The organism is Streptomyces sp. Root1304, from assembly GCF_001426405.1.
Taxonomy (GTDB): Bacteria; Actinomycetota; Actinomycetes; order Streptomycetales; family Streptomycetaceae; genus Streptomyces.
In genome coordinates, this window is sequence record NZ_LMEP01000005.1 from 315,815 (window position 1) to 339,045 (window position 23,231).

Consider the following 23,231-nt stretch of genomic DNA (forward strand, 5'->3'; position numbering starts at 1 on the left):
ATGAAGGTGCTCAACGACACCCGCACCGCGTTCGCCCGCGAGCTGGGGCCCGAACTGCGCCAGCCGGCCGGCCTGCTCTTCACGATGCTGCTGCCCTTCCTCTTCCTCGCCCTCTTCGCACCCCTGCTCCCGGACAACCCCGCCGCGGGCGGCGGGACCGGCTCGCCCTGGCAGTGGTTCGTGCCGGGTATGCTCGTCCTGCTGGCCCTCTCCGCCACGGCGGGGGCGGGCGCCTCCCTCCTCAACGAGATGTCCTCGGGAGCCTTCGAGCGCATGCTCGTGACCCCGCTGAACCGGGCCGCGATGCTCGTCGGACGGGCGCTCAAGGAGGTCGTGATCCTGCTGGCGCAGGCCCTGTTGATCCTCGCCCTGCTGCTGCCGACCGACTTCCGGCTCCACCCGCTCGGCGCCCTGGCGGGCCTGGCGCTGCTGACCGTCTTCGGCATCGGGGTCGGCGCGCTCTCGTTCACCCTCGCGCTCCACTCCCGCAAGCAGCAGACCCTGTTCTACGGCGTGCAGCAGATGATCTTCTTCCCGCTGCTGCTGCTCTCCGGGGTCCTGCTGCCCATCACGGAGGCTTCGGCCCCCACCTGGCTGTACGTGCTGAGCCGGATCAACCCCGCGACGTACGTGGTCGAGGCCGAACGTGCCCTGTTCGACGGCCGGTTCGCCGAGACGGGCGTGCTGTACGGGATCCTCGCGGCGACGGCCGTCGCGGTCCTCGGGGTCGTCGCGGGCATCCGGGGCATGCGCAACGCCTCGGTGTGACACGCCGTCCGACGATCCGTCCGCAGCCGATTCCGTACGCGAAGGAGCACCTTCCCCGTGACCGCCGAAGCCATCCCGGGCCCCACCCGCACCGTGGACTTCTGGTTCGACCCCGCCTGTCCCTACACCTGGCTGACCGCCCGCTGGCTGCGGGAGGCCGCGTCGGTCCGGCCGCTGGAGCCGCGCTGGCACGTGATGAGCCTGTCCCTCCTCGCCGAGGGCCGGGACGACGACCCCGAGGGCGATCCGGAGGGGTATCTGATGGTGCCGGTGCGGATCGCCACCGCCGTCCGGCACCACCACGGCCAGGAGGCACTGGCCCGCTTCCACGCCTCGCTGTGGGCGGATCTCGGCGGCCCCGGGGACCCTGCCGGCGGCGCGCGGTGGATCAACGATCCGGCCCTGGCCCTGGCCCACGCCGGCCTTCCCGTGGAACTCGCGAAGGCCGGGAACTCCACCGACTACGACGGGGAGTTGAGGGCCTCGCACGCGCGGGCCGCGGAGCTGCTCGGCCCCCGGCCCGGGACGCCGGTGGTCGCCGTCGGCGATCCGGCGGCTCCGGACGGCCCGCCGCTGGCCTTCTTCGGTCCTGTGGTCTCCCTGGTGCCGAAGGGCGAGGCGGCGGGACGGCTGTGGGACGGGACGCTGCTCGTGGCCGGCACCCCCGGGTTCCACGCGCTCAAGGGAAGGCCCGCCGACCCGGACCCGGACGTGACCGGAGCGGATGCCGATCCGGTGTGACCGGGCCCGCGAGGGCGGGCGGGGTGTGTCAGTAGTTGCCGAGGCCGCCGCAGACGTTGAGCGCCTGGGCGGTGATCGGGGCGGCCGTGTCGGTGATCAGATAGCCGACCAGGCCCGCCACCTCCTCGGGGGTGGTGTACCGGCCCAGCGGGATCTTCGCCTGGAACCGTTCGAGGACGGCCTCGGTGGAGATGTCCCAGGCGGCCGCGTATCCCGCGCGGACCCGCTCCGCCATCGGCGTCTCGACGTACCCGGGGCAGACGGCGTTGACCGTGACGCCGGTCTTGGCCAGCTCCAGGCCGAGCGCCTTGGTGAAGCCGACGACGGCGTGCTTCGACGCCGAGTACGGCGCACCGAGCACCACGCCCTGCTTCCCGCCGGTGGAGGCGATGTTGACGACGCGTCCGCTGCCTCGGCCGAGCATGCCGCCGGCGTTCAGGACCGCCCGGGTCACCCGGAACACACTGTGGAGATTGGTGTCGACGACGTCCAGCCACAGTTCGTCCGTCAGCTCCGCCGTGGGGCCGCCGCCACTGCGTCCGGCGTTGTTCACGAGGACGTCGATCGGACCGAACCGCTCGACGGCGGCGCGGACCAGGGCGTCCACCTGCTCGGTGGAGCGCACGTCGCAGGCCTGCCCGTCGGCGTCCACTCCCTCCTCGCGCAGGAGTTTGACGGTGGCGGCGACGGCGTCGGCGTCCCGCGCGCAGAGGAAGACCCGCAGGCCGTCCCTGCCGAGCGAGCGGGCGACGGCGAGGCCGATCCCGCTGGTCGCCCCGGTGACGACGGCGACCCGTCCTTCGGTGCCGGTCATGGTTCCTCCCGGATCGTGGCATCGGATGTGCGTACGCCGCCCGAGGGTGGCAACGGGCGCTCGACAGGCGGTCGACGGGGCGCTTCACCGCGGTTCGAGCCGTTCGAGAGAACGGCCGGGAAACGTCGGCGGGTCCGGGACCGGACCCGCCGGACACACAAGGAGAGAGAAGGAGAAGGATCATGACCGTTCTGGTGACGGGTGCCACGGGGAACGTGGGCCGGCACGTGGTGGCGGGGCTGCTGGAGGCGGGTGAGCGGGTCCGCGCGATGACGCGTTCGCCCGAGCGCGCCTCGCTGCCGGAGGGGGTGGAGACGGTCCGGGGCGACCTCGCCGACCCGGCGAGCCTCGACGCGGCCCTGGCGGGCGTCGACCGGGCGTATCTCTTCCCCCTGCCGGGGACCGCCGAGGAGTTCACCGCGCGGGCCGTCAAGGCGGGGGTGCGCCGGATCGTCGTGCTCTCCTCCGTGGCCGCCGAGTACGCCGACGGCGACTACAGCGGCGACCACCACACGGCGGTGGAGCGGGCGGTGGAGGCCTCCGGCGTCGAGTGGACCCATGTCAGGCCGGGCGAGTTCATGGCCAACCTGCTGGACTGGTGGGCCCCCTCGATCCGGGCCGAGGGCGTCGTCCGCGCCCCGTTCGGCGCGACGCGCAGCACTCCCGTGCACGAGGCCGACATCGCCGACGTGGCGGTGACGGCGCTGCTGGAGGACGGGCATGCCGGGAAGGCGTACTCCTTCTCGGGTCCCGAGTCCCTGGCCAAGGCCGAGCAGGTGCGCGTGCTCGGCGAGGTCCTCGGCCGCGCGATCCGCTTCGAGGAGCTGACGGTGGACGCGGCCCGGACGCTGTGGCTGGGGCAGGGCATGCCCGCCGAAGCGGTCGACTGGCTGCTCCAGGACCCGGTGGACGTGCCGGTGGGGCCCACCGCCGAGCGGGTCACCGGACGGCCGGCCCGCACCTTCGCCCAGTGGGTGGCCGACCATCGGGCGGACTTCTGACGGACCGCCTCCCGAGGGCGTTCAGCGGCGGTTGAGCGGGGCTCCAGCCGGTCCGTCGACGGTGGTCGGGACCCTCTTCGCGGACCGATGGGAAACGCCCTCATGGTGGATGTCGCACAGAACGCCCTGATCCGACGGCTGGTCCGGGCCGGAGCCGGCTCCGACGACGAGATCGACGCCGTGCTCAAGGAGTCCGGTCTGACGGACGTGGCACGGGTCCTCGTCGCGGAGGTGCTGTTCCGCTGCCCCGATCCGGTCAACACCGCCCCCGTCGAAGTGGCGCTGGACGTCACCCACGGCGGGGAGCGGCACTCCGCCGTCCTGCGCATGGTGCGCGACGAACCGATCCGCGTGGTCGGCGACGACTCCGTACGGGTGCGCTCGCGGGTGACCTTCACGGCGGCGGGACTGGTCCGCCGGCTCTACGGGCCGGCGGACTCCCCGCGCACCGGGGACTTCCACAACTCCTTCGTGCCGACGCCCGAGGAGCCGGAGCGGGTGCGGGAGCTGCTCGCCGAGATGAACACGGTGCTGCGCGCGGCGGCGCAGGCCACCTCGACCCTGATGGCCGGCTGCACCGGACGCTCGCCCGACCTGGGCGAACTCTCGATCCGTTACGGCTCCGACAAGTGGGCCAGCTTCCACTGGTACACGGCGCACTACGCGCGCCACTTCGCCCCGTACCGGGACCGGCCGGTGCGGGTCCTGGAGATCGGCATCGGCGGCTTCGACGACGACCTCGGCGGCGGCTCCCTGAAGATGTGGAAGCGCTACTTCCCCCGGGGCTCCGTCTTCGGCCTGGACATCTACGACAAGACGGCGCTGACCGAGCCCCGCCTCACGGCCCTCGTCGGCGACCAGAACGACCCGGACTTCCTGACCCGACTGGCCCGGGAACACGGCCCGTTCGACATCGTCATCGACGACGGCAGCCATGTGAACGAGCACGTCCGCACCTCGTTCCGGACCCTCTTCCCGTACGTACGGCCCGGTGGCCTGTACGTGATCGAGGACCTCCAGACCGCGTACTTCACCGACTTCGGCGGCAGCGCGGGCGGTGTCGCCGGTCCGGACACGTCCCTGGGTCTCGTGAAGGAGCTGATCGACGACCTGCACCACCGGGAGCACCGCGAGCCCTCCGTCACCCGCCCCACCCCGACGCAGAGCACCGTCACCGGAGTGCACGCCTACCACAACATCGTCTTCGTGGAGAAGGGGACGAACGGGGAGGACACCCTGCCCAGCTGGATGGACGCGGACGTGTGGACCGCGCTCGGCGCCAAGTGAGCGGCCGGGAGGAAGGACGGAGGGGACCGGGCATGCGCGTGCTGTTCACCGTGTCCACGTGGCCCACCCAGTACGCGGCGATGGTGCCGCTGGGATGGGCGCTCCAGGCGGCCGGCCACGAGGTCCGCGTGCTGTGCGCCGCCTCACAGGCGGAGGCGGTGGGCCGGGCCGGGCTCGTCCCCGTACCGGTGCTCGGGGGGATGGAGGAGGTCCTGCGGCTGCGGCTGCAGTACCACGCGGAGGCGGTGGACGGGATCTGGCCGTACCCGTGGCTCCCGCCCCATCCGCTGACGGGCGAACCGCTCGACCGGCTCGACGCGTTCGATGCCGGGCACTTCGAGCGGGAGCTCGCACCGGAGCTGGACGCGTCGACGGCGCGCAGCTTCGACGCGGCCGTGGCCTACGCCCGGGAGTGGGGGCCGGACCTGGTGCTGCACGACCCGGGGAGCCTGGAAGGGCTGCTGGCGGCCGGGGTCCTCGGCGTCCCGGCGGCCCTCTGCCTCTGGGGCCCGGCGAGCCCGCACGACCCCGAGCACATGCGGATCGTCCCCACCGACCGCAGCGGGTCGTTCGCCCGGTACGGCCTGGGGCCGTTCGGCCCGGAGATGATCGAGCGGGTCGTGGACCCCAACCCGGCGTCCCTGAAGGTGCCGGTCGCCGCCGGGCGGCTCCCGGTGCGCTACGTCCCGTACAACGGGGCCGGGCCCGCCCCGGCGTGGACCGCGCGGCCCCCGGAGCGCCCCCGGGTCTGCGTCACCTGGTCCACGGCCCTGTCCACCGTCTCGGGCCCCGACTCGTATCTGCTCCCCCGGATCGTCGCCGCCCTCGACGGGCTGGACGCCGAGGTCGTGCTCACCGCGACCGCGCGGGACGTGGCCGCGCTCGGCCCGGTCCCGGCGTCCGTCCGCGTGGCGGAGAACCTGCCGCTGGCCGCGCTGCTGCCGGGCTCCGCCGCCGTCGTCCACCACGGGGGCAGCGGCAGCACGCTGACGTCCCTGTGGGCGGGGGTCCCGCAGTTCATCGCGACCTTCGCGGCGGAGCAGCAGGTCACCGGGGAGCGGGTGGCCGCGGCCGGCGCGGCGCTGCACGTGCCGGGGCACCTCGCGGACGAGGCGGCGATCCGGTCCGGCGTGGAGCGGCTGATCGAGGACGGCGCCCACCGGGCCGCCGCCGGGCGGCTCCGCGAGGAGGCCGCGGAGGCGCCGACGCCGGCCGCGCTCGTCACGACGCTGGAGGGGCTGGCGACGGGGGGCTGAGGGGCGGGGTTCGAGGGGCGGGGGCCGGGCGCGGACCGCAGGTGCCTCCGCCCGGCCCCGACCGCGGGATCCCCGGCGGCGGACCCCGGGTGCGCGAAGGTCGAGGCGCATGCGAGGTCCGCTGCCGACCCTGAGCACATGACCATCCGAACCGAAGGAACCGAAGGAACCGGCCGGGGAGCCCGGCCCGGAGCCGGGCGCGGGATCGTCGTCACCGGCGGCGGCACCGGCATCGGCCGGGCCACCGCCCGCGCGTTCGCCGCGCACGGCGACCGGGTGCTCGTCGTCGGACGTACGAAGGCCACGCTCGACGCGACGGCCGAGGACCACCCCGGAATCCAGGGCCTGGTCGCCGACGTGACGGAACCGGACGCCCCCGAGCGGATCGTCGAGGCGGCCCTGGCCGCCCTGGGCCGGATCGACGTCCTCGTGAACAACGCGGCCGCGATGGGGTACCGCCCGCTCGCCGCGCTGGACCGGGCCGAGGCCGAACGGCAGCTCCACACCAACCTCCTGGCCCCGGTCCTGCTCACCCGGGCCGCCCTCGATCCCCTGGCGGAGACCTCGGGGACGGTGGTGAACATCGGCTCGGCCGGCGCCCTGGGCCTGCGGTCCTGGCCCGACAACGGTCTGTACGGGGCGGCGAAGGCCGGGCTCGACTTCCTCACCCGCACCTGGGCCGTCGAACTCGCCCCGCGCGGCATCCGGGTGGTCGGCGTCGCTCCCGGTGTGACCGACGTCGGCGCCGGTCCGGGCCAGGACGGGGCCGGCGCGTACGAGGCCTTCCTGAAGGGGATCTCCGCCCGGACCCCGAGCGGCCGGGTCGGCCGGCCCGAGGAGATGGCCTGGTGGATCGTGCAGCTCACCCGGCCGGAGGCCGCCTACGCCAACGGCTCGGTGCTCGCGGTGGACGGCGGGCTCTCCCTGACGTGACCCCGCCCGTCCACCACCGAACGCCGGGCCGCCGGGCCCGGGAAACGTCCCGGCCCCGCCGTCCCGCCCGGCGGCCCCTCCCGCGCGTCGCCCGGGTCCGTACGTCCGAGAGGTGAACGCCGATGCGCGTCCTGTTCCAGCCCTTCGCCGCCCCCACCCACGTCGCCGCACAGGTCCCGCTCGCCTGGGCCCTGCGCGCGGCCGGCCACGAGGTGCGGGTCGCCGCCCAGCCGGACGTGGTGGACGACATCACCCGGGCCGGCCTGACCGCGGTCCCGGTCGGTGAGTCCCTGCACGTCGCCGCGAAGATGAACCCCGCCGACACGGAGCAGGCCGAGGAGCTCCGCGACGGTGCCTGGCTGCGGGTCCTCGACCCCGGCGAGATAGGCCCGGAACGGCTGACGCCCGAGCACCTGCACGGGCTGTTCGCCGCCTGGACCCCGCTGGTCCACCGGAACACGGTGCCGGACCGGATGATCGACGACCTTGTCGCCTACGCCCGGGACTGGCGGCCCGACCTGGTCGTCTGGGACACCATGACGTACGCGGGCCCGGTCGCCGCCCGGGCCTCCGGGGCGGCGCACGCCCGGCTGATGTTCGGGCTCGACCTGGTCGGCCTGCTGCGCGAGCGGTACCGGGCCGTCCTCGACCGGTTGCCGCCCGAGCTGCGGGACGACCCGCTGGAGGAGTGGCTCGGGCAGGTCCTCGGACGGCACGGTCTGGAGGGTCCCGGCCGGGGCTTCGACGAGGAGCTGGTGGTCGGTCAGTGGACCCTCGACCCGGTGCCCACCTCCCTCGCCCTGCCGGTGTCCCTGCCCCGGGTGCCGGTGCGCTACGTGCCGTACAACGGCCCGGCGGGCGCGCCCCTCCGCCTGGACGGGCCCGAGGGCCGGCGCCGGATCTGTCTGACCCTCGGCGTCTCCTTCCGGGAGGTGGTCGGCGAGGACCAGGCGTCGGTCGGCGAGCTGCTGGAGGCCGTGGCCGGTCTGGACGTCGAGGTGGTGGCCACGCTCGACGCCGGGCAGCTCGCCGCGCTCGGACCGCTGCCGCCGAACGTCAGGGCGTTCGACTTCGTCCCGCTGGACGAACTGCTGCCGAGCTGCGCGGCGATCATCCACCACGGTGGGGCGGGCACCTTCCTGACCGCCCTGGCCCACGGTGTCCCTCAGGTCGTCGTCCCGGCGCGGATGTGGTGCAACACCCCGCGCGCGGAGCGGGCACGCGCGGCCGGGGTGGCCCTGACGTGCCCGCCCGAGCGGCTCACGGCCGCCCGGCTGCGCGCGATGGTGACCCGGGTGCTCGACGACCCGTCCTTCGCGCGGGCGGCGGACCGGGTGCGCACCGAGATGCTCGGGACGCCGACCCCCGCCGACATCGTCCCCGTCCTGGAACGGCTGGTCTCCGCCCACCGGTCGCGCGTGCCCACGGGCGCATGACATACGGTCGGAGCCGCAGGAGCACCGATTCCGGGGAGGGGCGGCGACGCCTTGAGGACTCATATTCCGTATCTCCTGGCCGTGGCGAGCACCGTCGCGACGCGTCGGGTGGACGAGCGGCTGGCCGCGTACGACCTGACGGTGCGCCAGTACGGGCTGCTCGCGCAGCTGTCGCTCGAACCCGAGCTGACCATGGCGGAGTTGGCCCGGCAGCTGGGCATCGCCCGGCAGTCGGTGCACCAGTTGGTCAACGAACTCGTCGAGGCCGGTCACGTACGCCGCCGGCCGGGCGCCGACGACCGCTCGCGGCGGCTGGAGATCACCGACACCGCCCAGTACCTGCTGACCAGGATCGACGGGCCGCTGGAGCGGGTCGAGGCGGAACTGCTCGGCGATCTCGCCCCGGACGAGGCCGAGGCCCTGCGCGAACTCCTCCAGCGGGTCCTGGCCCACGCCACCGACGACGAGGCCTGGCTGCCGGCCCGCTGACGGCCGCCCCGGCGCGCACCAACGGGGGTCGAGGTGGTGTCGAGGACCGCGCCCTAGCCTCACCGCCATGCGTGTGCTCTTCGTGACCTTGGCCGCATCACCCCACTTCTTCGTCCAGGTGCCGCTCGCCTGGGCCCTGCGCGCCGCCGGGCACGACGTGCGCGTCGCCAGTCAGCCCGACCTCATGGACACCGTCACCGCCGCCGGGCTGTCCGGCGTCCCGGTGGGGCCGCGGCTGGCCCAGGACGAGTCCGTCGAGGAGCTGCGGCGGCGGCAGGAGAAGGCCGCCGAGCGGCTGGCGGACCCGCCGGACGCCCAGGAACTGATGCGGATCGCGGAGGACCGGCCCGAGCGGCTGACCCCCGACTTCCTGGACGGGCTGTTCACGGTGATGACCTCGGCCATCTTCCAGAACTTCTCGGCCGAGGAGACCGTGGACGACCTGGTGGCGCTGGCCCGCCGGTGGCGCCCCGACCTGGTCGTCTGGGACACCCTGATGATGGGCGGACCGGTCGCCGCCCGCGCCTGCGGGGCGGCGCACGCCCGGCTCCTCTACGGCCTCGACCTGGTGGGCGCGGCGCGGCGGCGGCACCTGGCCGTGTCGGCGGGCCGGCCCCGGGAGCTGCGCGAGGACCCGCTCGCCGAGTGGCTCGGCTGGACGGCGGAGCGGTACGGCGTCGGGTTCACGGAGGACCTGGTGACCGGTCAGTGGACCCTCGACCCCACCCCGCCCTCGCTGCGTCCGCCGACCGACCTGCCGTGGGTGCCGGTCCGTCACATCCCGTACAACGGACGGTCGGTGGTGCCGGAGTGGCTGCGCGAACCGCCGTCCCGGCGCCGGGTCTGCCTCACGCTGGGGCTCTCGTTCCGCGAGGTCATGGGTGGCGAGCGGACCTCCGTACCGGCGCTCCTGGAGTCGCTGGGCGAGCTCGACGCCGAGGTGGTGGCGACCCTCGACACCGGTCAGCTCGCCGAGGTCGGGCGCGTCCCGGACAACGTGCGGGTGGTGGACTTCGTCCCGCTGGACGCCCTGCTGCCCAGCTGCTCGGCGATCGTGCACCAGGGCGGCTTCGGCACCGCGCAGAACGCGCTGGCGCACGGCGTCCCACAGGTCGTCGTCCCCAACGACCTGTGGGACATCCATCCCCGGGCGGCGCTGCTCGAACGCTCGGGAGCCGGGTTGCGCCCGGCCGGGCCGGGGCCGCTGCGCCCGGCGGAGCTGCGCGACCTGGTGACGCGGGTGCTGGAGGACCCCTCGTACGCACGGAACGCGGCCCGGCTGCGGGACGAGATCCGGGCCACCCCCTCGCCCGCCGAACTCGTCCCGGTCCTCGAAGCTCTGACAGGGCGTCACCGGGGGAACGGCTGACCGGACGTCACCGCCGGGTCAGCGGACCGGTGTCACCGTTCACGCCGGACCGACCGGGCGCCGGCAACGGCTCGGCGGGCCGGCGTCACCGCCGTACCAGCTGACCGGTGTCACCGCCGTACCAGCCGACCGGCGTCACCGCCCGGCTCAGCCGGGCCGGCCCAGCGCCTCGGCCAGGGCCGCGCGCCACGGCCGGGGTGCCGGGAGGTCCGCCTCGCGCCACCGGTCGTGGCCGAGCACCGTGTACCGGGGCCGGTGGACCCGGCCGCCGAAGGCCGCGGCGGACACCGGCCTCACCCGCCGGGGATCGGCGCCGGTCAGCCGGAACACCTCGCGGGCCAGCTCGTACCAGCTGGCCCGGCCGGCGTTGGTGGCGTGGTAGACGCCGCTCGCCCCTGGGACGCCGCCGAGCGCGATCAGGGCGCGCGCCACGTCGGCCGCCCAGGTCGGCTGGCCCACCAGGTCGGCCACCACGTCGACGGGGTCGCCGCCCCGCGCTCGTTCCGTCATGGTGCGGACGAAGCTGGGCCCGTGCTCGCCGTGCAGCCAGGCGGTGCGGACCACGGCTCCCAGGTCGGGCAGCAGCGCGAGGACCGCCCGTTCGCCCGCCCGTTTGCTGCGTCCGTAGACGTTGAGGGGGGCCGTGGGGTGGTCCTCCGCGTACGGGGAGCGGGCGTCGCCGGGGAAGACGTAGTCGGTGGAGAGGTGGAGCAGCCGGACCCGGTGCCGCGCGCACAGGAGGGCGAGGTTCCGGGGGCCTTCGCCGTTGACGCGGAAGGCCCGTTCGGCGTCCGTCTCGGCCGCCTCCACGGCCGTGTGGGCGGCGCAGTTGACCACGAGCCCGGGGCGGTGCCGGGCGAAGGCGGCGGCGAGCGCGTCGGGGTCGGTGACGTCCAGGGCGCGCCGGTCCAGGCCGACCGCGTCCGCTCCCCGGGCCGCCAGCGCCGCCGTCACCTCGCGGCCGAGGAGGCCGCCCGCCCCGGTGACCATCCACCTCATCCCGGCGCCCGGACGGTGGTGCCGAGGGGCTCGCGCAGACGGTGCTTGAGCGGTTCCCACCAGGCGCGGTTCTCCCGGTACCAGGCGACGGTCGCCGGGAGGCCTTCGGCGAAGGTGTGCCGGGGGCGGTAGCCCAGCTCGGCGCGGGCCTTGCCGTCGTCGAGGGCGTAGCGCAGGTCGTGGCCCTTGCGGTCGGGCACCGGCCGGATCCGGCTCGGGTCGGCCCCGCAGGCGTCGATGAGCAGGTCGGTCAGCTCCCTGTTGGTGAGGCCGGTGCCGCCGCCGAGGTGGTAGACCTCGCCGGCCCGGCCGCGGGTGCGGACCAGGTCGATGCCGGCGCAGTGGTCCTCGACGTGCACCCACTCGCGTTCGTGGCTGCCGTCGCCGTAGAGCGGCACCCGCTCACCGTCCAGGAGGTTCGTGACGAAGAGCGGGACGAGCTTCTCGGGGAACTGGCGCGGCCCGTAGTTGTTGGAGCAGCGGGTGATCCGGACGTCGAGTCCATGGGTGCGGTGCTGGGCCAGGACGAGCAGGTCGGAGGCGGCCTTGGAGGCCGCGTAGGGGGAGTTGGGGGCGAGCGGCTGGTCCTCGGTCCAGGCGCCCTCTGCGATGGAGCCGTAGACCTCGTCGGTCGAGACGTGGACGAAGGGGCCGACGCCGTGGCGCACGGCCGCGTCGAGGAGCGTCTGCGTGCCCAGCACGTTGGTGCGGACGAAGGGCTCCGCGCCGGCGATGGAGCGGTCGACGTGCGACTCGGCGGCGAAGTGCACCACCTGGCCGGCGTCGGCCGTCAGCCGGTCGACGAGGACGGGGTCGCAGATGTCCCCGCGCACGAACCGCAGTCGGGGGTGGGAGGTGTCGAGGTTGGCGAGGTTGCTCGCGTAGGTCAGGTTGTCCAGCACCGTGACGTGCACGGCCGGATCCTCGGACAGCAGGGAACGGACGTAGGCCGAGCCGATGAAACCGGCCGCTCCGGTAACCAGGAGATTCACGCGGGTGACTGTGCCTCCGGCGGGTCGAGCATCGGACGACGGCCCCTGGGCACGGTAGTCCCCCGGCTCCATCCGTCGTCGACCCGTCGGTGACCGGGGCGGCCGAGACTCGGGCGTCGAGATCCCGAACGCTGGAGGAACCATGGCCCTGTTCGCCGTCCTCGCCACCCAGTCCCCCACGGGGATACCCGCCGACGAGTTCCGCCGGCGGCTGCCCGAGGGCTTCGCCTACGTCAAGGATCTGGTCGGCAAGGGTGTCATCCGGCACAACTGGATCCGGGTCGGCGCCTCGGGCGGCCTGCTGATCTACGAGGTGGACTCCCACGAGGAGCTGAACACGCTGCTGTACGGGAACCCGCTCAGCCCGCACCTGCGTTTCGAGGTGATCCCGCTCGCGGAGGCGGGCGGCTTCGACCCGACGGCCTTCGAGAAGCGCGGCGGGGACACCGGGGACGCGACCGTCACCGGGTGACGAGGGCGCGGGCCACCGTCGCCGGGTGACAAGAGCACGGGCCGCCGTCACCCGGTGACGAGGGCGCGGGCGAGGCCCCGGTAGAAGGCGGTGACCCCGGGTTCCTTCGGGGAGAGGTGGCCGCGCTCCGCGAAGCGGGAGCCCGCCACCCGCTGCACGGCCTCCATGCCGAGCCGGTCCTCCCGGTTGACGACCGCGGCGCTCTCCTCGTTCTGCGCGCGGAAGGCGTCGCGGTCCTGGCCCTCCAGGGCCGCCGGATGCGCGAGCACACCGCCGCGGACCTCGACGCGGTCGATGGCCAGCGGGATCATCGCGGTCCAGACGACGGAGTCGCCGAAGGCCGCCAGGCTGCCGCACGGGAAGACGGCGCAGTTGTACATGGTGGCCCGCTGCGCGTCGGAGAGCGGGAGCGCCGTGGCCGCGAGGGGTTCGCGGAACGGGCTGAGGAGGCGGGTCACCCAGGGCGTATCGGTCCGCACCTCCATGGCGCCGCCCGGCGGGGTGATGAGCGCGACGGTGGTGGGGTGGAGTCCCATCGCGTGGTAGTTCTCGTGGGCGTTCTGGACCGCGATCTTCCAGTTGCACCGCCACTCCTCGGTCCAGGACGCGACGGGTGTCATCTCCGGCAGCCGGTAGGCGTCGAGTTCGTCGCCGGTCCGCCGCAGGTGCGGTGCCAGCGGCTCGGCGTCCGGATCGGGATTGACGAAGACGAACCCGCGCCACTCCTCCACGGCCGGGGCCGGACGGCGCGCGCCCGGGGCGGACCACCCGCGCGGTCTCCCGTCCTCGCCCCGGACGACGGTCACGGACCGGCCGGCGGGCGAGACCGTCAGGGTCCCCCCGGGACCGGCCAGTTCGCTGACGTGTCCGGCCAGCAGCCACGACCTGCCGAAGACCCGGTCCTGCTCCGCCTCCCACAGCTCGGGAGAGGTGAAGGCCGTCGGGGAGAGGCTCAACTCCCGTGCGTCCGCCTCCAGATACCCGGCCAGCTCCGCCACGATCTCCGTGAGTGTCATGCTCCTCGCCGTTCCTTTCCGAACCGGGCCGTGAGCCGCTCGATCTCCTCGACGGCCTCGTTGGGCGTCGGCATCTCCCCGATCTCCCGCCGCAGACGCCGCGCGTTGGCCGCGAACGAGGGCTCCGTGAGCACGCGCGCGACGTTCTCGCGGAAGCGGTCGGCGGTGAACTCGCGGAGGGGCAGGGACAGGAGGTTGCCCTGTTCCTCGTAGGCGGCGCCCATGGACTCGGTGACCCACTCCCACCCGGTGAGCAGCACCTGGGGGACGCCGTGGAACTCGGCCGTGGCCTTGGTCTGGTAGCCGCCGTGGTGGACCACCGCCGCACAGGTCGGCAGCAGGTCGTGCATCGGGACCCGGTCCACCACGCGTACGGCGTCGGGGAGCGGCGGCAAATGCGCGCGCTGCCGGTCGGAGAGCGCGGCGACCACCTCCACGTCCAGTTCGCCGAGCGCGCCCAGCATGCCGATGAGGACCGAGTCGAGGTCCCAGAGGCCGTAACTGCTGTCGATGCTGACCCCGAGCGTCAGACAGACCCGGGGGCGGCGCGGGGGCTCGCGGAGCCAGCGGGGCACGACCGCCTGCCCGTTGTACGGGATGTAGCGGGCCGGGACCGTCGGGATGCCCAGCTCCTCGCGGAGGCTCGCCGGCCGGGTGTCGACGGTCCACTGACCGGTGAGCACGGACTCGTCGAACCGGGCCTCGGCGCCGAGGCGTTCGAGGGTCCGGTCCAGCCATTCCGCCGTGGGGTCCTCGCGGTGCTCCGGCTCCTGCTCCGCGGCCAGCCGCAGGAAGGTCCGCCGGGTCCCCAGCTGCATGGCCAGCTCCGGCCCGGAGACCAGCCGGGCGTGGGCCGCGCCCACGGTGAGCGCGGCGACCGGGCCCGCCAGGCAGAGCGTCTCCCAGATGACGAGGTCGGGGCGCCAGTGCCGGGCGAGCGCCACCAGTTCGTCGATCATGGTGTCCGAGTTCAGGCGGGAGTTGAGGGCGGGCACGATGACGCTCTCGTAGCCGAGCTGCTCCTCCCAGGTGTCCTCCCGGTCCGGCTCCCGGTCCTGGTCGGCGGTGCCGAAGTGGGCGATGCCCTCCTGGTGGAACGCATCGAGGGCCTCGTACCACGGCGGGCTCTCGATGGGGACGGCGGTGATGCCGGACCGGGTGACGGTCTCCACCACGCCGGGGACGCAGGCGGCCCGCACCTCGTGGCCGGCGGTGCGCAGCGCCCACGCCAGCGGGGCGAGCAGCTGGAAGTGGCTGCCCTCCAGCGAGGTGAACAGAACCTTCATCGAGCATCTCCTCCTCTTGCCCCGAGGGCGGCCCGCGGGGACACGGCCTCCCTCGGGGGATCCGTCGGGGTGGTCCTCCCGGCCGTCCCGCCACCGGCCGTCGGGGTGGTCCTCCCGGCCGTCCCGCCACCGGCCGTGGGGGTGGTCGTGACGCCGACCCGGACGCGGGCGATGCCCCGGGTCAGCGGGGCCCGGGCGCGGCGCACCACGGGGGACACGGGCCGCACCTCGGTGTACCGCTCCGCCAGTGCCGCGAGGACGGTCTCGGCCAGGGCGCGGTGGAACGGCGCCGTCGTGAGGTGGGCGGGTGCCGTCACCGCTCCCGGCCCGCCGTCGGGGAGGACCGCGATCCGCTCGCCCTCGGCGATCCGGGCCCCGGCGGCCTGGAGACCGGCTCGGGCCACCAGGGGCACGATCCATCCGGGTGGCTCCGCGCGCAGCGCCTCCCCGGCCGCCCGCCCGGCGTCACGGGCCGAGGGCGCGAGCGACGACCGCAGCACGCTCCGGGCGAGGAGGTCGGCGCCGGTACGGGCGGCGACGGCGACCGTCGCCGGGCCGGGTGCGCCGGGCGGGCCGGCGGCGAGCAGGGCCCGCAGCTCGTCGAGGCCGGTGCGCAGCCGTCGGGTGGCGGCGAGCCGCTGCGGGCACACCACCGCGTCCTGGGCCACGCCACAGGCGGCGAGGGCCTCGGCGAACCGGTGGAGGTCTTCCCCGGGGATCGCGCACACCTCGGCGAGGGCGCCCGCCACCAGCGGCTCGGCCACGTCGGCGACGAGGTCGAACTCGGGGCCCGCCGCGTCGAGCAGCCGCGCGCAGAGCGCCGCCAGACCGGCCGGCGGCCGTATCCCGGTCACGGCGGTCTCCTCCGGGAGGGCCGCCACGTGGCCGATGTCCGGGTGGGCCAGCAGCTCGGCCGCCGTGGCGGGATCGGCGGTGACCCAGGAGCCGGCGCGGGAGCGCCACAGCGGCCCGGCCGCGCGGATCCGTTCGCGCAGCGGGCCCGGGTCGTCGTCGATGTCGCAGAGCAGCGCGGCGTACGGGTCGCCCTTGAGCCGGTGCAGCCACAGAATGCCGTGCTCGCGCTGCAGCCGCTCCCCCAGCGCGGCGAGCTCCCCCGGCCGAACGGACTCCGGGGTGGTCACGGGGTGCCGCCGGGACCTGCGGCGATCAGGGGGAACAGGTCGCCGTCGACGGGGGCGCCGGGCGCGAGGTGGGCCACCGGGTGGTCCTGGACGCCGGGGCGGTAGGTGGCGTCGGAGTCCATGTAGACGGAGGCGAAGGCGAGCCTGCGCTCCCCGTCGGTGTTGACGCCGGCCATGTGCACGGTGCGGAAGTCGTGGAAGACCACGTCCCCGGCGCGCATGGGGACGGCCACCCGGGGGCTGAACGGGAAGTCGGGCCAGACCTCCTCCATCGGCCGGTAGTCCTGGAATCCGGCCAGATGGACCTGTCGGTGGGCGAGGGGCCGCCGGTGCGATCCGGGGACGTAGGTCAGGCAGCCCCGGTCGGCGGGCACGTCCGCCAGCGGGATCCACGCCGTGAGCGTCCGGGTCAGTCCGGCGAGCGGGAGCCCGGGCTCGTCGTCGTGGACGACGGTGGGCAGGTGGACGTCGGGATCCTTCTTGAGCACGTCGGTGCCGTAGAGCCGCAGCGGCCCGCCGGCGAGGTGCTCGGCGGCCCGGGTGACACGGGGGTGCAGGGCCAGCCGCCGCAGGGCGGGGTGCTTGCGCCAGGCCGCCTCGACGTAGTGGACCTGGGTCTCCTCCTCGGAGGCGCCCCAGATCTCCGGGCCCTCGGCGGCGAGGAGTTCCTCGGCGGCGGCGCGGAAGCCGGCGATCTCCTCGGCGGAGAGCACGGCCCGGAGGTGGACGAATCCCTGGTCGTGGAAGCGGCGGAGGGCCTCGGGGGTCGGCAGGCCGCTCTCCGTCAGATCGGGGTGGGTCAGCACGTGATCGTCTTTCCTCGTCGGGTGGGGGGCCGGGAGGGTTCCCGGGAGGGCGGGAGGGCTTGGGACGTCCGGTCCTCGCGCGGGGGCGCCAGGGCTTCGCGCGGGGACGTCCGGGCCTCGCGCCGGGACGTCCGGGCCTCGCGCGGGGACGTCCGGGCCTGGCGCGGGAGCGGGACGGCCTCCGGCGCAAGCGGGAGGGCTACGGGCAGGAGCCGGCCGCTCATCCGAGGGACTCGACGAGTGCGCCCACCGTCTCGGCCGGCGTGGGCATCGCGAGCAGTTCGTCCCGGACCTGGTGGGCGTTGTCGCGGAGGCGCTCGTCCTTGAGGAGCGCCCGGCACTCGGCGGCTCCGAGCGTCCCGGGCTCGGCCACGATCCCGATGCCGCGCGCGGGCAGCAGGTCCGCGCCCGTCTGCTGGTACGAGCCGCGCGGGATGACGCACTGCGGAAGCCCGGCGGCGGCGGCCGTCAGCATCGTCCCGCTGCCGCCGTGGTGGATGACCGCGACGCAGGTGTCGAGGAGGAGGTCGAGCGGGGCCCAGTCGACCAGCCGGACGTTGGGTGGCACGTCGGTCAGCAGGGCCGGGTCGCCGCCGCCGAGGGTGAGCACGAACTCGGCCTCGACGCCCCGGGCGGCCTCCATGAGCGGGCCGAGGATCGCGAGCCCGCCCCACTGCGCCTCGATGGTGCCGAGGGTGACGGCGATACGCGGCTGCCGGGGCGTCTCGGCGAGCCAGTCGGGCAGCACGGTCCCGCCGTTGAAGGGCACCGGGCGCACCGGACGGGCCTCGGGGGTCCGGCGGTCCTCGGGCAGGAGGGCCGTGAGGCTCGGCGGGAGGGTGGTGAGCGGGATCGTCGCCGGGGGCTCACCGGTGACGCCGTGCCGGGCCCAGTGGGGGTCCATCCCGGCCCGGAGCAGGGTGCGGAGCCGGGCGCCGCTGTCGTACGAACCGAGGCGGGGTTCGACGAGCGGGACGCCGAGCGCGGCGGCGAGGAGCGGACCGGCTCCCTGGAGGGGCGGCGCGACCACCAGGTCGGGGGACCACGCCCGGGCCGCCGCGAGGGCGCCGTCCACCATGACCCCGGAGACCCGGGCGAAGAGCGTGGCCAGCTCGGCGTCCTCGGGGTCCTCGGCGAACATGGGGTGGCCCGTGGGGCCTTCGGCCTCCGTGCCGTTCCCCTGGGGGACGTAGACGGGCAGGTAGTCCAGGCCGGGGGTGACGTCGACGACGTCGAACCCCGCCTCGGCGACACCGAGGCTGAGCCCGCCGGTGGCGTACCGGACGCGGTGGCCGGCCGCGCGGAAGGCCTGGGCGAGGGGAACGGTCGGGAAGAGGTGGCCGAGACCGGGAGAGGTCACGAACAGGACGCGCATGCTGCCCCCAGACAGGAGTCGTCGGATGCGTTTCGCGGGGTTCCCCCTGGACCGGGACTCACGGTGCGGTCCCGAGGAAGAGGCCCCGGCCGGAGTGCGGACCGGGGACGTACTCGACGGTGAGGCCGGCCGCCCGGAAGGCCGTCTCGTAGGCGGTGCGGGTGAAGAGGGAGATGCGGTGGGTCTCGGTGAAGTGCCGGGCACCCGTACGGGCGTCGGCCACCACGTAGTGGACGTCCATCCGGCACGCCTCCCCCTCGCGTGCGGAGTGGGACACTCTGGCCACGGTCCGCCCGGCGACGGTGGCGACGTCCGCCGAGACGTGTCCGTCGAGGTACGTCTCGGGGAACCACCAGGGGTCCACGGCCACCACCCCGCCGGGCGTGAGATGGCGGGCGAAGGAGGCCAGGGCGGCCTGGAGTTCGGCCTCCTCGGTCGCGTAGCCGAGGGACCCGAACATGCAGGTGACGACGTCGAACCGGGCGTCCAGGTCGAAGGCCCGCATGTCGCCGACGTGCACCGGGACGTCCGGCAGCGCGCGTCGCGCCGCACGGACCATGGGCTCGGACAGTTCGAGGCCCGCCACCGCGTCGAAGTGGCCCGCGAAGTGGCGCAGGTGGGCTCCGGTGCCGCAGGCCACGTCGAGGAGGGAGCGCACGTCGGGCCGCAGCAGGCGGACGCGCCGGGTCAGCTCGCTCGCCTCGGCCCCGTAGTCCTTGCCGCGGCTCTCGTGGATGAGGTCGTGGATCTCGGTGAGTTCAGCGCCGTACATGCACGGATCGTCGGAAGGAGGGCTGGAGGATTCGCCCAGGACGGGTGGAGGCGGCGGGGGTGGCGCGTCGATCGGGCGGCGACCGATTCACCAGGACGGGCGGTCACCCTCGGCCGGACGGGACGAGACCCGGGCCGGCGCCCGGGGGCGGGAGCGAGGGCTCGCGCCGGGGCGGGCGCCGGAACGCATGCGGGAACGAGCGGAGGGCCGACGTGGACGTCGGGGAGATCGTGGCGGAGCTGGGACGGTATCTGGGGCCCGACGCGGAGGAGCTGAGCCTGCCTCCGGCGGCGTTCACCTCGCCGGAGCTGTGGCAGGCCGAGCAGGAGCGGGTGTTCGGCCGTTCCTGGGTGCTGGTGGCGCACGCCGACGAGCTGGCGGAGACCGGGGCCTATGTGGCGCTGTCGGTCGCGGGCGAGCCGGTGGTGGTGGTCCGCGGCGAGGACGGGGCGCTGCGCGGGATGTCGCCGGTGTGCCGGCACCGGCTGATGCCGGTGGTGGAGGAGGGTTCGGGCCGCACCGATGTCTTCACCTGTCCGTACCACCTGTGGCGGTACGGGCTCGACGGCCGGCTCGTCGGCGCCACCCACATGAAGCGGAATCCGGCGTTCGATCCCTCGGCGTGCCGGCTGCCCCCGTTCGCGGTGGAGGAGTGGCAGGGATTCGTCTTCGTCAATCTCGACGTGAACGCGGAGCCGCTGGGGCCCCATCTGCGGCGGATCGGCGGGGACCTGGCCAACTACCGGCTGCCGGAGCTCACCCAGGTCGCGGGCTGGACGGAGGAGTGGCACTGCAACTGGAAGATCGCCGTCGAGAACGCCCACGAGAACTACCACGTCATGGGCTTCCACCCGGAGACCCTGCAACCGACGACGCCGGGCGGCGCGGAGACGACGGTACGGTCGGACTCCCCCTGGGCGGACAGCATGAGGGTCCGGTACGCGACCCCGCTGGAGCCCATGGTCCTGGACCTCACGGAGGAGGAACGGGCCCATCTCTACGGCTTCTTCGTCTTCCCCTCGGGCAGCCTCGCCGCCTCGGGCGACATGGTGATCTGGCTCAGCCTCATCCCCTCGGCCCTCGACCGCACGACGGTCCGGGGCGGGGTCCTGATGCCGTCCGCGATGATCGAGGGCCAGGACCGGGAGGCGGTACGGAAGGAGGCGGAGGCGTACGCGGCGGTGATCAACGGCGAGGACCGCCGGGGCCTGGAGGCGGTCCAGCGGGGCGCCGTCTCCCGCTTCGCCGAACGGGGCCACCTCTCCCCCAAGGAACCCGGTGTCCTCCTCTTCTACCGCTCCCTGGCCCACGCCCTCCTGAGGGAGGACGACGACGGCCCGGGCCGTCCGGAATGAAACCTGCTGCCGACCGCAGCCCCCTCGGACGGCCGGGCCGGCCGGCCCACCAGGTTCCGGCGGCGAGGGCTACGGACACGGCGGCGAGGTCGAACGGGCGACGGTCACCGGCCGGCGTACGGCAGCAGCGCCATCTCCCGGGCGTTCTTGACGGCGGCGGCGAGGGCCCGCTGCTGCTGGGCGCTCAGGCGGGTGACACGGCGGCTGCGGATCTTGCCGCGGTCGGAGACGAACTTCCGGAGCAGGTCGGTGTCCTTGTAGTCGATGTACGTGATGCCGGCCGCGTCGAGCGGGTTGGGACGGGACTTCACGGGCTTGCCGGGGTCGGGGCGTCGGGCCATGTCGCGGCTCCTTGGATCGAGCGGGTCAGTGGATTCGTACGGGGGTCACGCGGCGTCGAGGAGGGCGTCGAAGGCGGCGGGCAGGTGCTTCCACGCCTCGCGGCCCGCCCGGTACTCGGCGTCCGTCAGCAGACAGGAGTCGAGGAGTTCTTCGATCCCGTCCCGGTCGAGGCCGGGCGAGACGAAGACGAGGTGCTGGCAGCGGTCGCCGTGCTCGGGGTGCCAGTCGAGCGAGGCCGCCACGCGGCGCACGGGCGGGACCATCTCCCACGCGGCGTCGGGCAGTGACGCCAGCCAGGGGCCGGCGCTCTCCACGCACAACGCCCCGCCGGCCGCGTCCCACGCGAGGAGCGTGTCGGGGCGGTCGGCGAGCCAGAACCGGCCACGGCTGCGGGCAGCCACGCAGCACAGGTCCTCCAGCGCCTCGTACAGCCGCTCCGGGTGGAAGGGGCGGTGGCGGCGCCAGACGAACGTGGTGACGCCGGCGTCGTCGGCGTCCTGTGGCAGAAGTGCGCAGGCGGGGTGCTGGGCGGCCGCGGCGGCCTCGACGTCGAAGCCGGCGAACGCGGCCTCTGCGAGTTCGCCGGAACCGGCGGCCACGTGCCGTGCGGTGGGATGGAGCTGGGCGAGGAGGGCATGGTCCTCGTGCTCGGCCTCGTCGCTCTCGACGACGGCGAGCACGGGTGCGTACTCCAGCTGCCGGGCCCATGTGTCGCCCACGGTCCGCCGGTCGGTGGGCGCCGCGGCCAGACCGGCCTCGGCGAGGTCGTCGCCGTTGCCCAGGCAGGGGAGGACGAGCGCGGGGTCCACGGCGGTGATCACGTTCGTCACGACCAGGCGGTCTCCGCCGTGTCCTGCGACGACCTCCGCCATGGCCTTCGGTTCGACCGAGTCCCACAGCTCGACCACGGCGAGGGGGGTCGGACCGCCGTCCGCCAGCCGCACCAGCTCCGGGACCAGGTCCTCCCGCAGCGCGCAGCAGGCACAGTCGTTGACCAGGGGCGTCTCGCCGGAGGCGATGATGCCGGAGGCGTCGCGGACGACACGCAGCACCGTGCCCTCGGCCGCTCCGGCGAGGTCGTGGTGCAGCGCGACGCTGCCCGGGACGGTCCGCAGGAGGCGTTCGACGACCTCCTTGCGGGCGTCGGCGTGGAGCCCGGCGACGATCACGACGGGCATCCGGCGTTCCCGGGCCATCAACGGGCTCCGTAGCGGCGCTGGAACTTCTCGACGCGGCCTGCGGTGTCGAGGACGCGCGCCGTGCCCGTGTAGAAGGGATGGCTCGCCGAGGAGATCTCGACGTCGATGACCGGGTAGATATTGCCGTCCTCCCACTCGACGGTCTTGTCGCTGGTCATCGTGGAGCGGGTGAGGAAGGCGGTGCCCGAGGCGGAGTCGCGGAAGACGACAGGCTCGTAGGCGGGGTGGATTCCGGGCTTCATGGCAGGACCTTTCGATGGTCGGGGGTCGGGTGGGGTGGTCAGCGCTCTTCGCGGAAGTCGACGTGCCGGCCGGCCACGGGGTCGTACTTGCGCAGCACCAGGCGGTCGGGGTCGTTGCGCCGGTTCTTGCGCGTCACATAGGTGAACCCGGTGCCCTCCGTGGAGCGGAGCTTGATGACGGGGCGGATCTCGTTGCGTGCCATGCCGGCAGTATACGGGAATGGTTTTCATTTCCAATAGCGTAGGGTGAGCATCACACCCAGCCAGCACGAAAGGTGGCGGCACCCATGTCAGCCCACTGCCAACTCACCGGCGCCGAGCCGGGATTCGGCAACACCGTCTCCCACTCCCACCGACGCACCTCGCGTCGCTTCGACCCGAACATCCAGCGCAGGCGCTACTGGCTGGCGGGCGAGGGCCGACACGTCCGCCTGACGCTCAGCGCCAGGGCGATCAAGACGGTGGACGCGATCGGCGTCGAGGCGGCCGTGGCCCGCATCCGCGCACGAGGAGGGAAGGTCTGATGGCGAAGCGAAGCAAGATCGCGAAGAACGAGAAGCGCAAGGAGATCGTCGCGCGGTACGCCGCCCGGCGGGCCGAGCTCAAGGAGATCGTCCGCCGCCCGTCCTCCACGGCGACCGAGCGGGACGCCGCCCTCACGGAGCTGCGACGCCAGCCGCGCGACGCCGCCGCCACGCGCGTACGCAACCGCGACAGCGTGGACGGCCGCCCCCGCGGCTACCTGCGCAAGTTCGGCCTCTCCCGCGTACGAGCACGCCGGCAGGCACACGCCGGCTTCCTTCCGGGAGTGACCAAGTCGTCCTGGTAGGGGCTTCGCGGACGGCGCCGGGCGGGTAGCGGGGGCGCCGTCCTACTGGTCGACGAAGGCGACGATCAGCGGTTCCGGGGGTCGTCGTTCCCCCGCGAAGAAGATCGTCGCCAGCTTCAGCACTTCGTTGACCCCGCGCGACCGCTTGGTCCCCGCTCGCAGCCGTTTGATTTCCTCGCGTTCGTCGCTGGTCACACCCGCGGCGACACTCAGAGGGCGTTAAGTCCGTTTCTGGTAGCGGCCTCGTCCGGGCTGGGTGAGGAAGCCTTGACGGGTGAGGCGTCCGAGGCGGCTGCGGGTGATGTTGACG

General features: G+C 74.2%; 27 protein-coding genes. 13 read left to right on the forward strand and 14 right to left on the reverse strand.

From position 1 onward, the window contains the following. Complete coding sequence (locus tag ASD33_RS10270) at nt 1–768, forward strand: ABC transporter permease (RefSeq protein WP_056556886.1); 768 nt, start codon at nt 1–3, stop codon at nt 766–768. 57 nt (nt 769–825) lie between these two features. Further along, nucleotides 826–1,509, forward strand: coding sequence for a disulfide bond formation protein DsbA (locus tag ASD33_RS10275; protein WP_199863495.1), 684 nt, complete (start codon nt 826–828; stop codon nt 1,507–1,509). Between the two features lie 28 nt (nt 1,510–1,537). Here the strand turns inward: ASD33_RS10275 and ASD33_RS10280 are convergent, their stop codons facing one another. Continuing rightward, complete coding sequence (locus ASD33_RS10280; protein WP_056556889.1) at nt 1,538–2,323, reverse strand: SDR family NAD(P)-dependent oxidoreductase; 786 nt, start codon at nt 2,321–2,323, stop codon at nt 1,538–1,540. Between the two features lie 182 nt (nt 2,324–2,505). Here ASD33_RS10280 and ASD33_RS10285 point away from each other — a divergent pair, with 182 nt between their 5' ends. The 7 genes from ASD33_RS10285 (at nt 2,506) to ASD33_RS10315 (ending at nt 10,094) form a co-directional block, all read left to right on the forward strand. After that, complete coding sequence (locus ASD33_RS10285) at nt 2,506–3,324, forward strand: NAD(P)H-binding protein (protein ID WP_056556892.1); 819 nt, start codon at nt 2,506–2,508, stop codon at nt 3,322–3,324. A 102-nt stretch (nt 3,325–3,426) separates the two neighbouring features. Further along, on the forward strand, nt 3,427–4,611 hold the full coding sequence (locus tag ASD33_RS10290) for a class I SAM-dependent methyltransferase (protein WP_056557057.1): 1,185 nt from the start codon (nt 3,427–3,429) through the stop codon (nt 4,609–4,611). A gap of 32 nt (nt 4,612–4,643) precedes the next feature. Then, nucleotides 4,644–5,867 (forward strand): nucleotide disphospho-sugar-binding domain-containing protein, encoded by a 1,224-nt coding sequence (locus tag ASD33_RS10295; RefSeq protein ID WP_056556895.1) that lies wholly within the window; start codon nt 4,644–4,646, stop codon nt 5,865–5,867. Between the two features lie 138 nt (nt 5,868–6,005). Continuing rightward, entirely contained in the window at nt 6,006–6,800 is a 795-nt protein-coding gene (locus ASD33_RS10300) for an SDR family oxidoreductase (protein ID WP_199863496.1), read from the forward strand. A gap of 122 nt (nt 6,801–6,922) precedes the next feature. Beyond that, nucleotides 6,923–8,236, forward strand: a complete 1,314-nt coding sequence (locus tag ASD33_RS10305; protein WP_056556898.1) for an activator-dependent family glycosyltransferase — start codon at nt 6,923–6,925, stop codon at nt 8,234–8,236. A gap of 81 nt (nt 8,237–8,317) precedes the next feature. Next, the gene (locus tag ASD33_RS10310) at nt 8,318–8,725 is read left to right on the forward strand and encodes a MarR family transcriptional regulator (RefSeq protein WP_199863497.1); all 408 of its coding nucleotides are present in this window, start codon (nt 8,318–8,320) and stop codon (nt 8,723–8,725) included. Nucleotides 8,726–8,792: 67 nt separating this feature from the next. Beyond that, the gene (locus ASD33_RS10315) at nt 8,793–10,094 is read left to right on the forward strand and encodes an activator-dependent family glycosyltransferase (protein ID WP_056556904.1); all 1,302 of its coding nucleotides are present in this window, start codon (nt 8,793–8,795) and stop codon (nt 10,092–10,094) included. Between the two features lie 147 nt (nt 10,095–10,241). Here the strand turns inward: ASD33_RS10315 and rfbD are convergent, their stop codons facing one another. Together rfbD and rfbB are read right to left on the reverse strand one after the other, a co-directional pair. Next, nucleotides 10,242–11,093, reverse strand: a complete 852-nt coding sequence (rfbD, locus tag ASD33_RS10320; protein WP_056556907.1) for a dTDP-4-dehydrorhamnose reductase — start codon at nt 11,091–11,093, stop codon at nt 10,242–10,244. Continuing rightward, nucleotides 11,090–12,085, reverse strand: coding sequence for a dTDP-glucose 4,6-dehydratase (gene rfbB, locus ASD33_RS10325; RefSeq protein WP_056556910.1), 996 nt, complete (start codon nt 12,083–12,085; stop codon nt 11,090–11,092). Before rfbB ends, rfbD begins: the two co-directional genes overlap by 4 nt. Before the next feature lie 142 nt (nt 12,086–12,227). Here rfbB and ASD33_RS10330 point away from each other — a divergent pair, with 142 nt between their 5' ends. Beyond that, complete coding sequence (locus ASD33_RS10330) at nt 12,228–12,557, forward strand: muconolactone Delta-isomerase family protein (protein ID WP_056556915.1); 330 nt, start codon at nt 12,228–12,230, stop codon at nt 12,555–12,557. A 47-nt stretch (nt 12,558–12,604) separates the two neighbouring features. Here ASD33_RS10330 and ASD33_RS10335 read toward each other — a convergent pair whose 3' ends face one another. The 6 genes from ASD33_RS10335 to ASD33_RS10360 all read right to left on the reverse strand — a co-directional run bounded on the left by ASD33_RS10335 (nt 12,605) and on the right by ASD33_RS10360 (nt 18,954). Further along, a complete protein-coding gene (locus tag ASD33_RS10335; protein ID WP_056556918.1) occupies nt 12,605–13,573 on the reverse strand; it encodes an SRPBCC family protein in 969 nt (322 codons plus the stop codon). Next, a complete protein-coding gene (locus ASD33_RS10340) occupies nt 13,570–14,859 on the reverse strand; it encodes an activator-dependent family glycosyltransferase (protein ID WP_056556920.1) in 1,290 nt (429 codons plus the stop codon). The genes ASD33_RS10335 and ASD33_RS10340 overlap by 4 nt, the downstream gene beginning before the upstream one ends. Beyond that, nucleotides 14,856–16,001 carry a hypothetical protein gene (locus ASD33_RS10345; protein ID WP_056556923.1) on the reverse strand — a complete coding sequence of 382 codons (1,146 nt, stop codon included), beginning with the start codon at nt 15,999–16,001 and terminating at the stop codon, nt 14,856–14,858. The genes ASD33_RS10340 and ASD33_RS10345 overlap by 4 nt, the downstream gene beginning before the upstream one ends. Continuing rightward, nucleotides 15,998–16,807, reverse strand: a complete 810-nt coding sequence (locus ASD33_RS10350) for a phytanoyl-CoA dioxygenase family protein (protein ID WP_056556926.1) — start codon at nt 16,805–16,807, stop codon at nt 15,998–16,000. The genes ASD33_RS10345 and ASD33_RS10350 overlap by 4 nt, the downstream gene beginning before the upstream one ends. A gap of 220 nt (nt 16,808–17,027) precedes the next feature. Beyond that, a complete protein-coding gene (locus ASD33_RS10355) occupies nt 17,028–18,182 on the reverse strand; it encodes a nucleotide disphospho-sugar-binding domain-containing protein (protein WP_056556929.1) in 1,155 nt (384 codons plus the stop codon). A gap of 58 nt (nt 18,183–18,240) precedes the next feature. Continuing rightward, nucleotides 18,241–18,954, reverse strand: coding sequence for a class I SAM-dependent methyltransferase (locus tag ASD33_RS10360; protein ID WP_056556932.1), 714 nt, complete (start codon nt 18,952–18,954; stop codon nt 18,241–18,243). Between the two features lie 212 nt (nt 18,955–19,166). On the opposite strand from ASD33_RS10360, the gene ASD33_RS10365 reads away from it, so the two are divergent. After that, entirely contained in the window at nt 19,167–20,309 is a 1,143-nt protein-coding gene (locus tag ASD33_RS10365) for an aromatic ring-hydroxylating dioxygenase subunit alpha (RefSeq protein ID WP_056556935.1), read from the forward strand. Nucleotides 20,310–20,413: 104 nt separating this feature from the next. On the opposite strand, the gene rpsR is transcribed toward ASD33_RS10365, so the two are convergent. The 4 genes from rpsR to rpmG are packed head-to-tail and all read right to left on the reverse strand — an operon-like array spanning nt 20,414 to nt 22,295. Then, nucleotides 20,414–20,650: a 30S ribosomal protein S18 gene (rpsR, locus tag ASD33_RS10370; RefSeq protein WP_056556939.1), complete on the reverse strand. Its 237-nt coding sequence runs from the start codon at nt 20,648–20,650 to the stop codon at nt 20,414–20,416. Nucleotides 20,651–20,695: 45 nt separating this feature from the next. After that, nucleotides 20,696–21,847 carry a GTP-binding protein gene (locus ASD33_RS10375; RefSeq protein WP_056556942.1) on the reverse strand — a complete coding sequence of 384 codons (1,152 nt, stop codon included), beginning with the start codon at nt 21,845–21,847 and terminating at the stop codon, nt 20,696–20,698. After that, nucleotides 21,847–22,092: a type B 50S ribosomal protein L31 gene (locus ASD33_RS10380; protein WP_056556945.1), complete on the reverse strand. Its 246-nt coding sequence runs from the start codon at nt 22,090–22,092 to the stop codon at nt 21,847–21,849. Before ASD33_RS10380 ends, ASD33_RS10375 begins: the two co-directional genes overlap by 1 nt. A 38-nt stretch (nt 22,093–22,130) precedes the next feature. Further along, nucleotides 22,131–22,295 (reverse strand): 50S ribosomal protein L33, encoded by a 165-nt coding sequence (rpmG, locus tag ASD33_RS10385; protein WP_056556948.1) that lies wholly within the window; start codon nt 22,293–22,295, stop codon nt 22,131–22,133. A gap of 84 nt (nt 22,296–22,379) precedes the next feature. Between rpmG and rpmB the strand changes: the two genes are divergently transcribed. Together rpmB and rpsN are read left to right on the forward strand one after the other, a co-directional pair. Beyond that, nucleotides 22,380–22,616 (forward strand): 50S ribosomal protein L28, encoded by a 237-nt coding sequence (rpmB, locus tag ASD33_RS10390; RefSeq protein WP_056556951.1) that lies wholly within the window; start codon nt 22,380–22,382, stop codon nt 22,614–22,616. Further along, on the forward strand, nt 22,616–22,921 hold the full coding sequence (gene rpsN, locus ASD33_RS10395; RefSeq protein WP_056556954.1) for a 30S ribosomal protein S14: 306 nt from the start codon (nt 22,616–22,618) through the stop codon (nt 22,919–22,921). Before rpmB ends, rpsN begins: the two co-directional genes overlap by 1 nt. A 42-nt stretch (nt 22,922–22,963) precedes the next feature. On the opposite strand, the gene ASD33_RS35445 is transcribed toward rpsN, so the two are convergent. After that, nucleotides 22,964–23,116, reverse strand: coding sequence for a hypothetical protein (locus tag ASD33_RS35445; RefSeq protein WP_157870021.1), 153 nt, complete (start codon nt 23,114–23,116; stop codon nt 22,964–22,966). Nucleotides 23,117–23,231: the final 115 nt, after the last annotated feature.

Coding starts and splice junctions, on each gene's coding strand:
- ASD33_RS10270 (WP_056556886.1), top strand. CDS start 1: ATGAAGGTGCTCAACGACACCCGCACCGCGTTCGCCCGCGAGCTGGGG.
- ASD33_RS10280 (WP_056556889.1), bottom strand. CDS start 2,323: ATGACCGGCACCGAAGGACGGGTCGCCGTCGTCACCGGGGCGACCAGC.
- ASD33_RS10285 (WP_056556892.1), top strand. CDS start 2,506: ATGACCGTTCTGGTGACGGGTGCCACGGGGAACGTGGGCCGGCACGTG.
- ASD33_RS10290 (WP_056557057.1), top strand. CDS start 3,427: ATGGTGGATGTCGCACAGAACGCCCTGATCCGACGGCTGGTCCGGGCC.
- ASD33_RS10295 (WP_056556895.1), top strand. CDS start 4,644: ATGCGCGTGCTGTTCACCGTGTCCACGTGGCCCACCCAGTACGCGGCG.
- ASD33_RS10300 (WP_199863496.1), top strand. CDS start 6,006: ATGACCATCCGAACCGAAGGAACCGAAGGAACCGGCCGGGGAGCCCGG.
- ASD33_RS10305 (WP_056556898.1), top strand. CDS start 6,923: ATGCGCGTCCTGTTCCAGCCCTTCGCCGCCCCCACCCACGTCGCCGCA.
- ASD33_RS10315 (WP_056556904.1), top strand. CDS start 8,793: ATGCGTGTGCTCTTCGTGACCTTGGCCGCATCACCCCACTTCTTCGTC.
- rfbD (WP_056556907.1), bottom strand. CDS start 11,093: ATGAGGTGGATGGTCACCGGGGCGGGCGGCCTCCTCGGCCGCGAGGTG.
- ASD33_RS10330 (WP_056556915.1), top strand. CDS start 12,228: ATGGCCCTGTTCGCCGTCCTCGCCACCCAGTCCCCCACGGGGATACCC.
- ASD33_RS10335 (WP_056556918.1), bottom strand. CDS start 13,573: ATGACACTCACGGAGATCGTGGCGGAGCTGGCCGGGTATCTGGAGGCG.
- ASD33_RS10340 (WP_056556920.1), bottom strand. CDS start 14,859: ATGAAGGTTCTGTTCACCTCGCTGGAGGGCAGCCACTTCCAGCTGCTC.
- ASD33_RS10355 (WP_056556929.1), bottom strand. CDS start 18,182: ATGCGCGTCCTGTTCGTGACCTCTCCCGGTCTCGGCCACCTCTTCCCG.
- ASD33_RS10360 (WP_056556932.1), bottom strand. CDS start 18,954: ATGTACGGCGCTGAACTCACCGAGATCCACGACCTCATCCACGAGAGC.
- rpsR (WP_056556939.1), bottom strand. CDS start 20,650: ATGGCCCGACGCCCCGACCCCGGCAAGCCCGTGAAGTCCCGTCCCAAC.
- ASD33_RS10375 (WP_056556942.1), bottom strand. CDS start 21,847: ATGGCCCGGGAACGCCGGATGCCCGTCGTGATCGTCGCCGGGCTCCAC.
- ASD33_RS10380 (WP_056556945.1), bottom strand. CDS start 22,092: ATGAAGCCCGGAATCCACCCCGCCTACGAGCCTGTCGTCTTCCGCGAC.
- rpmG (WP_056556948.1), bottom strand. CDS start 22,295: ATGGCACGCAACGAGATCCGCCCCGTCATCAAGCTCCGCTCCACGGAG.
- rpmB (WP_056556951.1), top strand. CDS start 22,380: ATGTCAGCCCACTGCCAACTCACCGGCGCCGAGCCGGGATTCGGCAAC.
- rpsN (WP_056556954.1), top strand. CDS start 22,616: ATGGCGAAGCGAAGCAAGATCGCGAAGAACGAGAAGCGCAAGGAGATC.